Raw genomic sequence first — 12,939 nt, 5'->3', positions numbered from 1 at the left:
CCTTGTTTTAAGAATAGGTAGATTCAGTTTCAATAAAAGGAATTAAATACGCAAGGGTTTATTTCACCACAACCCCTTTTACATCCATTAAGGGGACAGGTTGTAAAGCTTTTAGGTTAATGGTGTTTTTCCTAAATAAATAGGTTTTATCTAACATGTTATTACCTTCAAAAAAAGAGACTTTAAAAGTATTATTGATAGCGAACAGGTCTTCTTGCATCAATTCTATTTTTGCATAGCTTTTTTTAGGGAGCTTGTCTAACTTTTTTCTAAATATTGATGTTTGTTTATCCTCAGAATACCCACTGGTAACAATAAGAACCATCTCTAAATCTATGTCTTTATCGTTTATGATGTAGGCATTCCAGTCGTTTGTTTTATAAATATCATTGTATTCGTTTACAACAGCTACATAAACGCCTTCAACTTTAGGAATTTGGATGTCTTTTTTCACTTTAGTGATTTATTTAAAAGCACAAAAATAAGTGTTTTTTAAAGAATGCCATTTTGATAAAATAGTTATTTTAGCGATTACCCTTTTAACTGAATTTCATGAATGATTTAAAGGCTTATATTGATAAAAGTGTATTGTGTTGGCTGGCTACATCTTCATCCGATAACATCCCTAATGTGTCTCCTAAAGAAGTATTTGCCTTCTATCCAGAAAACGCTATTATTATTGCCAACATAGCATCTCCGTTATCGGTTAAAAATATTAAAGAGAACGATAATGTATGTGTTAGCTTTATAGATGTTTTTGTGCAAAAAGGTTTTAAAATTAATGGAAAGGCAGAGATCGTATCTAAAAATGATTTAGAATATGCAACTATGGAATCTATTATATTAGGTATGACAGAGGGAAAATTTCCATTTTCTAACATTATCAAGATATCGATCGATAATGTTAGAAAAATAATTGCTCCTAAATATATCCTTTACCCTGAAACTACAGAAGAAGATCAGATAAAAAGTGCTAAAAAAACGTATGGGGTATAGGGGTGTAACTAGAAAGCGCTCTTGAACTGCTCTAGGAATCTTACATCATTTTCACTTAATAAACGAATATCGCCTATTTGATGTAATAACATAGCTATACGGTCTATACCAACACCAAATGCAAATCCTGAATACTCGGTTGGATCTATGTTACAGTTTTCTAAAACATTAGGGTCTACCATACCACAACCTCCAATTTCTAACCAACCTGTGCCTTTGGTTATTTTATAATCGGTTTCTGTTTCTAAGCCCCAGTATACATCAATTTCTGCACTTGGTTCTGTAAATGGGAAGTACGACGGACGGAGACGTATTTTAGATTTTCCAAACATTTCGGTAGTAAAGTGTTGAAGTGTTTGTTTTAAATCTGCAAAACTCACGTCTTTATCTATATATAATCCCTCCAATTGATGGAAAAAACAGTGTGACCGAGCAGAGATGGCTTCATTTCGATACACCCGACCTGGAGAAATAGTACGAATAGGAGGTTTGTTATTTTCCATATAGCGTACTTGTACAGAACTGGTATGGGTTCGTAGTAAGATATCTGGGTTAGTTTGAATAAAAAACGTGTCCTGCATGTCACGTGCTGGATGATACTCTGGTAAGTTTAAAGCTGTGAAATTATGCCAATCATCTTCTATTTCAGGACCTTCACTAACATTAAAACCGATACGTGAAAAAATGTCAATAATTTGATTCTTTACAATCGAAATTGGATGACGCGCACCAATTTGAATAGGTTCTCCAGGGCGTGATAAATCACCATAAACGCCTTTTGTTTCCTCTTTACTTTCTAACTCTTCTTTTAAGGCGTTTACTTTATTCTCGGCTGTTTTTTTTAACTTATTGATAGTTTGACCAAATTCTTTTTTCTGATCGTTCGCTACATTTTTAAACTCAGCAAAAAAGTCATTTAGTAATCCTTTTTTACCTAGATATTTTATACGAAACGCTTCTACCTCTTCTTTTGTTTGAGCTTTAAAGGTTTCGGCTTCTTCAATGAGTTCTTTTATCTTATCTATCATGGTGTCATTTCAAAAATGAATGGCAAATTTAATCAATTTATTGGGATTTGTGTTAAGGATTGGAATGGCATCCTTTTTACTTTTTTGTAAAAAGGTATAATGAAAAGTCTAACTTTTTGTTTTTTCAAAAAGTAACACCAAAAAACTAATCAATATATTCGGTTTCTAAAAAATAATTTACAATGGCTTCTTTCATTAAAATGCTTTGTTCTCCAGCCTTTAAATGTGGTAGGGCTTCGAGTGTTTTATAATGCGGCCACCCATCATTATCTACAAAATCTAGTTCGTAATATCCGTATGGTGTAAGCAATTTGCAGATAGCTATATGCATAAGGTCTAGCTTTTGGTCTTTTTTAAAACTTCTATCTAGTTGACCAAGCTCTTGCACGCCTATTAAATAAATAATAGCATCGAGATCTAAAGTTTCTCCATCTGCAAATTGATCGGATAGTTTCTTAACTACTAATTGCCAGCGTTCTTTTAATTGTTCGTCTCTAGACATAATAAATTCAAAGTAGCAAAGTTAATAAACCTAAGTGTGACTATTATTTTATCTTTGTTTAAATTCTAATTAACTATGGGTATTATAGACATTGTTTTAGCTGCTTTTATTTTATTTGGTCTTATTCGAGGTTTTATGAAAGGGCTCTTTGTTGAAGTAGCCTCTCTAGTTGCATTAATTGCAGGTGTTTATGGCGCCATACATTTTAGCAATTTTGCTGGTGATTTTTTAGAAAGTAAAGTAGATTGGAATGAGAACTCTATCAACATTACTGCTTTTGCAATTACTTTTGTCATCATTGTTTTGGCCATTACTTTAGCAGGAAAAGCACTGACTAAATTAGCGAATTTTGCAGCTCTTGGTATTATAAATAAACTCCTTGGAGGTCTTTTTGGAGGTCTTAAAATTGCCTTGATCCTAAGTGTAATTTTAATTGTTTTTGATAGAATGAATAGCGCAATCCCGTTTACTGATGAAGAAACTTTAGAGACATCTATACTTTACAAACCTGTAAAATCGTTAGTGCCAACTATTTTACCAAGTATTATGGGTAGTGATGAAGAAGATTCTACTGAAGAAATGAGTAATGAAGCATAAAAAGAGCTTGTCTAAAAAGGTGTCATTCTGAATGTAATAAAGAATAAAGAACCTCTAATAATATAATAATATATGTTTTTATAAATATAAAAAATTCTTTGCTTCGCTCTGAATGACCAAATAGATTACTTCTTAGACATACTCTTTTTGTTATTTGCTATAATTATTAAAGCATTTCTATCTTACCCGTTGAAAGCATATACACACCACCAACAATTTGAATCTCACCTGCAGCTTCCATCTCTTTTAAAATAGGGCTTCTTTCCTTAATTCTGTCAATAGTCAATTTTACGTTATTTTCTACTGTTTTTGCAACAAATTCTGCATTTGAAGAATTGGCTTCACCTTCAACCTCATCGGCAGATTGTCTTACAGCTGGCTCGATGTTTGCCAATAAATCTGTAATATTACCAAGTTCGACACCATCGCAAGCAGCTTTTACGGCACCACAACTTTCATGGCCAAGTACTAAGATTAATTTACTTCCTGCTACTTTACAAGAATATTCTAAGCTTCCTAAAATATCTATGTTTTCAAAATTTCCAGCAACTCGAGCTACAAAAATATCACCAATAGCTTGATCTAATACAGTTTCTACTGGTACACGAGAATCTATACAGGATAACACGACTGCTTTAGGAAATTGCCCCCCTACTGTTTGTTTTACCAATGCAGAATGATCGATAGCCTGCATGTTATTTTCAATAAACCGCTTGTTTCCATCTAGTAAATCTTGTAAAACACTAGCAGGTGTTAATGTATCTTGAACTGCTTTTGTAATTGCTTCGTTTTTCATAATTATTTTACTGATTAAATTTTAATTAATACTTATCTTCTATATTTTCTTTTATCCATACCATGCATTCATCAAAGGTTTCAAATATATGTTCTTCAGGGATGAAGTCTGGTATAATATCGATGCGCTCCATCATATAACGTGGTTGCCTCAATAAATCTACGAATAGGAAGTCAACCCCTTTCTTTCTTAAATCCAATAACATATCTTCTAAAGCATATAATCCTGATTGATCCATATATTGCATTCTATCCAGTCTTAAAACAACGATATCAGCGGTATCAGGAATTTGAGCTGCCAACTGTTGGAAATCACTTGTCGAGCCAAAGAATAGTGGACCCTTAATATGCTTAATAAAAACTTCTTCTTTTAAGCTATCTGGAAACCCAACTTCATCTGCCCAGGATTCTTCCTTAAGCGGTTTTACATCAGAACGTTCGGCAGTTAAATCACCGATTTTTTTCATAAACATTAATGAGGCTATAACTAAACCAATACCTACAGCGTAAACTAAATTCCAAAAAGTTGAAAGAATGAGTACTACTAACATAACCAATACTTCAGAACTCAGTTTAAAAGGCCCTAATTTTATATCTCTTGGTAAACTTGGTATGGCTTTTAAGCCTTTGTAATCCATTACGCCAATACCTACGGTAACCAAAATACCGGCAAGTACTGCTGCAGGAATTTTAGACGCTATTGGACCTAACCCCAAAAGAATAATAAAAAGCAATAATCCAGCAATCATACCAGATAATTTGGTTTTACCTCCTGAAGTAATATTAACTACTGTACGAATGGTGGCTCCAGCTCCTGGAATACCTCCAAAAACAGCAGCTATACTATTACCAATACCTTGGCCAACTAATTCTTTATTGGGTTTATGTTTGGTTTTGGTCATATTATCAGCCACAACACTTGTTAACAAGGAATCAATAGCTCCTAATAAGGATAGTGTTAGTGCAGTAAAAATATAAGGGGTAAGATTGCTTAACTTGAACGAAGTGAATATTTCAAGGTTTGGAATTGGTAATCCACTGGGGATTTCTTCAATGGGTCTGTAATTTAAACCAAAACCAATGGCTATTCCAGACATAACAATTAAAGCTACCAGAGTACTTGGAATGACTTTTGTAATCCGTTTAAATCCATAAATGATAAAAATAGTTCCCAAAGCTAGTATTAATTCTAACCAATTTATTTGTTGTAAAGCTCTAGGCAATACTTTAAGGGTTCCTAAAACACCCGAAGCTTCTTTACCAGCTAAAGTTTTACTTTCTTTTAAAATATCCTCGTCGGTAATTTTTTCTGCCCTGTTAATGGTCTCCCTAAAATCTTCTAAAACTAAAATACCCTCCCCGGCCTCTTCCTTCAAAATATTATCAAGTATTATTTCTTCTGCTTGTGGCTTAAATTCGTTTACAAACTCTAAATCTTCCTTCGAATAATAACCAATTGAAGGTAATATTTGTGTAATTAAGATAATAACTCCAATAGCAGTCATAAACCCAGAAACTACTGGATAAGGAATATATCTTATATATTTACCCAGACCTAGTATCCCCAAACCGATCTGCATAAGACCTGCTAATAAGAAAACAGTTAGTATAAGGGGTAAAGCCTTATTTACATCACCGTCGTTAGCAGCAATAATACTAGCAATAATTACCATGCTTACAGCTGTCATTGGTGCTGTCGGTCCAGAAATCTGGGTGTCTGTTCCACCAAAAAGAGCCGCGAAAAAACTAATAAAAATGGCTCCATAAAGTCCAGCGCTTGGACCTAAGCCAGAAGACACCCCAAATGCTAAAGCTAAGGGCAATGCGACAATACCAGCAGTAATGCCACCAAAAGCATCTCCTTTTATATTTGAAAAAAAGTTTTTCATGATAATTTATTATTTTATTTACTGTTTAACTTTGAAAAGAAACTAATAAGATAATAAATAATTTATTAGGTTTTTAAAAGACTTAAAAATTAACAAATGTTATTATGTTAAATTGATCTCTGCCAGTTGTTTCAAAAAACTGGTTCATATAACCAGCTTCAACTCTTATATTTTTATTTATAGTATAACCTAAACCTCCGTAAGATCTATTCCTGTCAAAAACAGAACTTTTGGTATTTAAGAATATCTCATTGTATGCCGATAAATAAAATTTACTGTTTCCTTTTTCCTTAGTTTTAAAAGGGATCTTGAAAGCTAAAAAATAACGAAATCTCATTTTAAAATCGTCTTCAACAAAGCGTTGTTCAAACCTATAACGGTGACTCAAAACTACACTTCCAATATTTTGTTTAGAAACAAATTGCTGAAAAATTCTATGCTCATTAACAGATACTTTATTATTTGTATCACCTACATAATTTTCAGAAAGAATATAGCCATAACCCAGTAATACATTGTTCTTGCCTTCATTAAAAGTATAGCCCAAGCCCGTTCTTAAAAGCAATTGCTCCAAATCTCCAATGGCATCATAATTTCGATATTGAACCTCATGATGAAGATTCCATTTGTTATTTAGTTTTTTACTACCAATATAAATTAACCAATTACCAAAATTACTGTCTTGACTTTGGGCCAATACAGGTAGCATTAGCAATATTACTAATACTACCATATTAACTCTAGATAGTTTCTTTTTCATATAAAATAATTTCTAGCTTTTTATTTCATAAACTGTAATTCTCAAATACTAATCGGTTAGTAACAACGATACGTTAAGTTTCCTTATAATATTAGTTAAATTGGAAGATGATAACTTATTTTTTTTAGAAGCTTCTATTTCTCTGTTAATACATAATAAATCTATATTATTTTTTAACACATAATTAGATAGACTATCAATGGCATTATCATTTGATTGAAAAATATATTCAACTGTATCATTTAAAGCAGTATCACTTTTATCTTGATTGGTGACTTCTGGATTTTTTTGAATTTTAAATGATTTTATAGGCTTTTGAGTATAAGCCATTAAACTTTTTGCTAAATTTTCATTGGTTGAATGTTCAAAATCATTAAAAACTCCTAAGGATAAATTTTTGCTAGGCTCTAAAACACTGTCATTGGAAGCAATAAGAACAATACCCTTGTATTTTTTAAGAACAAACTTTGTAATTCTATCACCAGTAAGTTTTAAGGCATTAAATCGCTTTTTACCTAAAACTATAATGTCTGGATTCGTATTATGTATATGCTCTTTTATTTCTTGCTTCACATTACCATAAATCAAACTGTATTTTATATTTAATGCTTTGTCAATAGATTTTATAATACTTTCAATATGATCTTTACTAGCAATATAATCTCTATTAATGGTACGCATAGAAGATAACTGGTTGTCACTTTCAACAATGTCAACAGGTTTTCTTACATGTAAAAGGTCAATATCACCACCAATCATTTTAGCTAGATTGGCAGTAGTTTTTATAATATTATCAGAGCTGTCTTTTAAATCTGAAAGCACTAATAGCTTATATTTATTGCTTTTCATAAGGCCTTTATTTTAACTTAAACTTAATTTAGACTTTGGTCTTGTTTTAAAGAATTCTACAAAACTATTGGGGTTTTCAACAGTTCCTCTTTTAGAAACCAGTTTTATATCGATATTTCGTTCTTTTGCTTTAAATGCAAAGTCGTCTAATATCTCAATAATATCATTATCTAAGTACCTAGTTTTAATAAGGTCTAACTCTAAATAAGTATCTTTTGGTAAGCTGTCAAGTTCTTTTAAAATAGCTCCTTTATTAAAGAACGTAACTTCTTCTGCTAAAGACATTTTAATTTTGTGCTTACCATTACTTTTGTCTTCAATATGAAGGAAGTGCGAGTTTTGATAGCTTTTTAATAATATTACTATAATACCAACACCTAGCCCTAATCCGATACCGTATAACAAATCTATAAATACAATACCCAAAACAGTTACTGTAAAGGGAATAAACTGTTTCCAGCCTAAATCATACATCTTTTTAAACAAAGCTGGTTTTGCTAATTTGTAACCCACTATTAATAAAACAGCTGCTAGTACAGATAATGGAATAAGGTTTAATAATTTTGGTATAGCGATTACTGAAATAATTAAAAGGAATCCATGAATAATAGCCGAAAGTTTTGATTTACCTCCAGATTGAATATTTGCAGAACTTCTAACAATTACTTGTGTAATTGGTAGCCCTCCTATTAAACCAGAAAGAATATTACCTGTTCCTTGAGCTAATAATTCCCTGTTAGTTGGAGTTACTCTTTTAAGAGGGTCTATTTTATCTGTAGCTTCAACACACAACAATGTTTCTAAACTTGCTACTAGTGCAATTGTAAATGCCGTAATCCATACATCCCCTTGAGTAATCACGCCAAAATTAGGAAATGTGAATTGCCCTAAAAAAGAAGATACATCTGATGGAATAGGCACTTTTACTAAACTTTCTTTTTGAATAGCTAAAGTGTCTGAAGTTCCAAAAATTGAGTAAAAAACAATACCAACAATAACTGCAACTAACGGGCCTTGTATTAGCTGAAAAATCTTCCCTTTTTTGCTTAACACGTTATTCCAGAGAATTAGGATTCCTAATCCGATAGCAGCAATGATAGTACTTCCCAAGTTAATACTGGTAAATGAATTAAAAATCTGTTCAAAAGTACCCTCACCTTTTTCTGAAACATATCCCAAAAAGTAGGGTATTTGTTTAAGAATGATTATGATACCAATACCTGTTAACATGCCTTTAATTACAGAGGATGGAAAGTAATAACCAATAACACCAGCCTTGAGTATTCCGAATAATATTTGAATGACACCACCTAGTACAACTGCTACTAAAAAGTTTTCAAAGCCACCAAGTGCTCCAATAGATGTTAATACTATGGCTGCCAACCCTGCTGCTGGTCCGCTTACCCCAATTTGGGAACCACTTAAAATACCCACAACAACACCTCCTATAATTCCTGCTATTAATCCTGAAAAAAGAGGAGCCCCACTTGCTAATGCAATACCTAAACAAAGCGGTAATGCTACGAAAAAAACGACAATACTTGCCGGTAAATCATTTTTAATTGTTTTAAACATAAAAAATAAGTTTTTTACTCCTTAAATAAAGATTAAAGAGCGGTTAAGTTGAAAATAATGGCTAAAAAGCCTATATATAAATAAAATATTTAGAATTACTATAAATGTAATTCTGGAGGGGGGGAGATAAGGTTTAGATGAGGCTTAGGGTAGTTGTTTTTAAAGTAATACTCTAAGTCATCTTCTGTTTCATTTGAAGCGAAATCTATTTCATTGACGTTGAGGTTAAAAAATAGAAGTTCGACATCTTTATCTTTTTTACTGCCTTTTTCTTCTTCTTCAGATGAAGCGAAAAAGAAAGAGATATCAACAGAATCATCTGCAAAAGCAATAATTGTGGGAGCCGTTAAAAACGCCACAAAAATTATTGAAAAACAAATAGAAATTATGTTTTTAGACATTCTATTGAAAATTTTGAAAAACAAATATATACTATTTTTTGTTAAAGAAAGATTAAATATTGTTCAACAATTTAATATCTTCTGAATTTATCCAGCCCATTTTGCCATCAGAGAGCTTAATTTTTTTCCAATCATTATATGATTCTAAAACTTGTATCTTAGTGCCTTCATGTAATCTAAAGGATTCTTCACTCTTGGAATTTGGGTCACTTCTCACCTTGCTTTCTTGTACAAAAACAATAGCTGGATTGTCTTTTTTATCTATATTATATTTATGAAATGCGAAAGCAAGCGATATACATAATAAAATTAATGACAAGATGCTTCCCATAAATGTTAAACGTTTGTATAAGGTTGAAAAAGCGAAATAATAAACGAGAAATAAAATAACAAAACAAAATACTAAACCAATTGCTGTTTTTGCCCAATTATCAAAACTCATCGTATTAGTCATATTTTTTATGAGTTTAGAGAAACCTGCCTCGGGAATAACATCAATAGCATCAATGGTCATGTTTTGAGCAAATGACAAATTGTTCTTAATGTCAGCATCATTAGGAGCTAATTGTAACGCCTTTTCATAAAAGTAAATACTGGGAGCTATATTGTTCAATTTATAATGCGCATTTGCTAGATTAAAGTACAGATCGGCAGAATGGTTCTTAGTGTCTAAAATGACATTATAAGTATCTATGGCTTCAGCATATTTCCCTTCGTTATATAATGTATTGGCTTTTTCGAATAATGCTTGGTTTTGAGAAAAAACGGTAAAGCTTAACAAAAACGATAATACGTAAAAAACTTTTTTCATCTTAACGTGCCTGTTTATCTATTAAAGAAATTGTTTTTGCTGCTTTATCGTAATCTTCCTGCATGGTAACAATATCTATTGGTGTATATCTCGCTAATTCACAATTTTCTACAATGGCAATAAAATCTTTTATTGTTCCTTCATCAACTTGTTTTTCTTTTAGCAAGTTATTAATTCTATCTTTACTTAAATCGTTCGTTTCAATATGCAATCTCGCTTTTAAATAATTATGTAATGCCTTTTCTAGAGCAATATAAAAAGCTTCTTTTTTGCCGAGTGATTTTTTGGCGTTGCTTAAATATTTTTTTGCCAATTTATCTGCTTTCCTAATTCTATTGCCGTATACATCGGCATCTCTACTTGCTTTTTTCTTACGAATAACAATAGCCAAGGGGATTGCTAAAAACGGTAATAATAGTAAGCTCCAAAATAAATTTGTTTTAAAGAAATAAGTAGCCTTGGTACTAATAAAATTTGTCTTGGTTTTAATAAAAGCAAATTGATCGTTATTTAAAACAACACGCTGCTTGGCATTGTTTACAATATTTCCATTAGAAGTTTCGTTGGCATTGTTTGTAGGTCCACTTAAAACATCAATAACGATTTCCTCTGATGATAATCGTTTATAAGTTTCTGTTTTTAAATCGAAATACGAAAAGGAAATGCTTGGTATTGGATATTTACCTTTGTATTGAGGCACCACGGTATAGCTATCTGAAATACTACCCCTCATTCCCGATAGGTTTGTTTTTACCTGCTCTTTATGTTCGGGCTCATAAACTTCTAAAGAACTTGGCAATGATATTTTGGGTAATTTAAAAAGTTTTAGGTTTCCATTACCTTTAACACCCACTTTTATTTGAAATGATTCTGAAGCATCTAATACTGTTTTAGAAGCTATCACATCTAGTTTAAAATCGCCAACAGCACCAGCAAAATCTACTGGTTTCCCCACCTCTGGTAAAGGTTTTACATTAATGGTTTTGTTTCCTGCAGAAACCGTTTTGTTAACACGTGTCATTAAAAGGCTTCCAAAAATATCTCGTCTATTAGAGGGCACTCGTAAAGCAATATCTAGACTTAAAGGTTCTATATTTAGTTTGCCTGTTTTTTGGGGGTACAATACGGCTTTTCGTAAAATTAAAAAACGATAATCTTTACCATTGTATGTGCCATTTTGTACTTTTTGTCCTTGCGTATTTATATTTTGGCTCCAAAAGTCGTTATATCTCGGAGTATCAATCTCATTCCAATTATCAACGGCTATAGTAGGTGATACGTATAGTTTATAAACAACTGTAATGGCTTCATTTAAATAGGGATTGGTTTTTGAAACCTCTGCAACTAAATGAATATTCTCCGAAGCTATATAATTGGCATCATTCGGGTCTTTAGGCTTATCGACTGCTGCCGTGACCTGAATTTTTAAGGGCAATGTTTTATAAGTTTCGCCATCAATGGTAATGCTTGCTTGTTTTATAGTGAAATTACCGCGTTTTTTCGGTGCTAAAAAATAACTATAGGTCTTCTTGTAAGTTCTTACCCCATTAATCCATGAGTTGCTTACAGATTGATTTGGCCCACCTACTACCGTGAAATTTGAAAAACTTGGAGGATTAAAATTATCTCCATCTTTATTCATTTCGAAATCTATACGTAAGCGCTCATTAATACCCAGTTTTTGTTTACTTGCTTTGGCTACAAATTTTACCTGAGCAGTGACCATACTTGTTGTAAGTACAAATAATAATATTGATATGTTTTTAATAAATCTCATAACAATTAACGATCAACGATTGGCGGTTTTTTGAAGTTTGAACTCCCATTAATCGCTAATCATATTTCTTTTGCTTACCAATCTTTTTCTGTTTTTATTTTTACACCTTTCTCTTTAACGGCATTCATTTTTTCCTGAACTTTTTGTTCCTGATTGTTCATGGCTTCTAATAAGTTCTTTATTTGCTGAGGAGACATTTGTCCAGGCTGAGGTTTAGGCTTTTGTTGTTCTTTCTTCTTGTCGTCTTCCCCTTTGCCTTTATCCTCCTTTTCGTCTTTCGGTTTTCCTTCATCGTCCTTTTCATCGTCTCCCTCTTTTTTATCCTCGTCTCCTTTATCCTTTTTATCTTCTTTATCGTCGCCTTCTTTGTCTTTTTTGTCTTCGTTCTCTTTCTTGTCCTGGTCTTCTTTATTGTCGTCCTTGTTCTTGTCGTCTTTATTTTCGTCCTGTTGATCTTTTTGTTCTTCCGCACAAATCTTTGCCAAGCCTAAATTATAACGTGTTTCATCATCCGTAGGATTATTTCTCAAAGCATTTTTAAAGGCTTCAACTGCTTCTTTGCATTTTTTATTCTGCATTAAGATATTGCCAATATTATGATATGCTTTATGTTTTTCCGATTTTGAAGTAGTTGCTTTTGCTGCTTGTTCATGACGGTATAATGCTTCTTCGTAATTACCTTTTTTATAGTAGGCATTTCCTAAATTGTAAATTCCGGCCACCGTATTAGGCTGCTTAGAAATAGCTTGTCTATATGCCATTTCGCCAGAAATAAAATCATCTTCGTTTATTAAACTATTTCCTTCATAAACATAGCCATTAGCTTTTTTTAGAGCTAACCGTTGTTCCTTATCTTCTTGAGCAAAAGATATGGAAATCATACACGTTAATAGAATTAATATTATATGTTTCATTTTTTATTTCTAAGATATAAAACCTTAAATTTTTGTTCGTTAAAA

14 protein-coding genes are annotated in these 12,939 nt (G+C 32.1%); 2 read left to right on the top strand and 12 right to left on the bottom strand.

The annotated features are described in order from the left end of the window. Positions 1–58: 58 nt before the first annotated feature. Positions 59–454 carry a hypothetical protein gene (locus HHX25_RS15360; RefSeq protein ID WP_169675332.1) on the bottom strand — a complete coding sequence of 132 codons (396 nt, stop codon included), beginning with the start codon at positions 452–454 and terminating at the stop codon, positions 59–61. A 98-nt stretch (positions 455–552) separates the two neighbouring features. Here HHX25_RS15360 and HHX25_RS15355 point away from each other — a divergent pair, with 98 nt between their 5' ends. Then, on the top strand, positions 553–996 hold the full coding sequence (locus HHX25_RS15355) for a pyridoxamine 5'-phosphate oxidase family protein (protein WP_169675330.1): 444 nt from the start codon (positions 553–555) through the stop codon (positions 994–996). An 8-nt stretch (positions 997–1,004) separates the two neighbouring features. Here HHX25_RS15355 and pheS read toward each other — a convergent pair whose 3' ends face one another. Beyond that, positions 1,005–2,024, bottom strand: coding sequence for a phenylalanine--tRNA ligase subunit alpha (gene pheS / locus HHX25_RS15350; RefSeq protein WP_169675328.1), 1,020 nt, complete (start codon positions 2,022–2,024; stop codon positions 1,005–1,007). 145 nt (positions 2,025–2,169) lie between these two features. Then, complete coding sequence (locus HHX25_RS15345; RefSeq protein ID WP_169675326.1) at positions 2,170–2,526, bottom strand: hypothetical protein; 357 nt, start codon at positions 2,524–2,526, stop codon at positions 2,170–2,172. Positions 2,527–2,601: 75 nt separating this feature from the next. On the opposite strand from HHX25_RS15345, the gene HHX25_RS15340 reads away from it, so the two are divergent. Next, complete coding sequence (locus HHX25_RS15340; protein WP_169675324.1) at positions 2,602–3,123, top strand: CvpA family protein; 522 nt, start codon at positions 2,602–2,604, stop codon at positions 3,121–3,123. 166 nt (positions 3,124–3,289) lie between these two features. Here HHX25_RS15340 and HHX25_RS15335 read toward each other — a convergent pair whose 3' ends face one another. The 9 genes from HHX25_RS15335 to HHX25_RS15295 form a co-directional block, all read right to left on the bottom strand. Continuing rightward, the gene (locus HHX25_RS15335) at positions 3,290–3,919 is read right to left on the bottom strand and encodes a carbonic anhydrase family protein (protein ID WP_169675322.1); all 630 of its coding nucleotides are present in this window, start codon (positions 3,917–3,919) and stop codon (positions 3,290–3,292) included. A 25-nt stretch (positions 3,920–3,944) separates the two neighbouring features. Continuing rightward, positions 3,945–5,807: a SulP family inorganic anion transporter gene (locus HHX25_RS15330; protein WP_169675320.1), complete on the bottom strand. Its 1,863-nt coding sequence runs from the start codon at positions 5,805–5,807 to the stop codon at positions 3,945–3,947. An 82-nt stretch (positions 5,808–5,889) separates the two neighbouring features. Then, the gene (locus HHX25_RS15325; RefSeq protein WP_169675318.1) at positions 5,890–6,567 is read right to left on the bottom strand and encodes a DUF2490 domain-containing protein; all 678 of its coding nucleotides are present in this window, start codon (positions 6,565–6,567) and stop codon (positions 5,890–5,892) included. A 48-nt stretch (positions 6,568–6,615) separates the two neighbouring features. Then, a complete protein-coding gene (locus tag HHX25_RS15320; RefSeq protein WP_169675316.1) occupies positions 6,616–7,416 on the bottom strand; it encodes a universal stress protein in 801 nt (266 codons plus the stop codon). Positions 7,417–7,428: 12 nt separating this feature from the next. After that, positions 7,429–8,991, bottom strand: coding sequence for a SulP family inorganic anion transporter (locus HHX25_RS15315; protein WP_169675314.1), 1,563 nt, complete (start codon positions 8,989–8,991; stop codon positions 7,429–7,431). Between the two features lie 98 nt (positions 8,992–9,089). Next, a complete protein-coding gene (locus tag HHX25_RS15310) occupies positions 9,090–9,392 on the bottom strand; it encodes a hypothetical protein (RefSeq protein ID WP_169675312.1) in 303 nt (100 codons plus the stop codon). A gap of 52 nt (positions 9,393–9,444) precedes the next feature. Continuing rightward, a complete protein-coding gene (locus tag HHX25_RS15305; RefSeq protein ID WP_169675311.1) occupies positions 9,445–10,203 on the bottom strand; it encodes a tetratricopeptide repeat protein in 759 nt (252 codons plus the stop codon). A gap of 1 nt (position 10,204) precedes the next feature. Next, positions 10,205–11,980: a BatD family protein gene (locus HHX25_RS15300; RefSeq protein ID WP_169675309.1), complete on the bottom strand. Its 1,776-nt coding sequence runs from the start codon at positions 11,978–11,980 to the stop codon at positions 10,205–10,207. Between the two features lie 74 nt (positions 11,981–12,054). After that, a complete protein-coding gene (locus HHX25_RS15295) occupies positions 12,055–12,894 on the bottom strand; it encodes a tetratricopeptide repeat protein (RefSeq protein ID WP_169675306.1) in 840 nt (279 codons plus the stop codon). Positions 12,895–12,939: the final 45 nt, after the last annotated feature.

It is taken from the genome of Flavivirga algicola (assembly GCF_012910715.1).
Taxonomy (GTDB): domain Bacteria; phylum Bacteroidota; class Bacteroidia; order Flavobacteriales; family Flavobacteriaceae; genus Flavivirga; species Flavivirga algicola.
The sequence above is the reverse complement of the archived record's forward strand: the minus strand, read 5'-3'. Positions and strand labels throughout refer to the sequence as shown.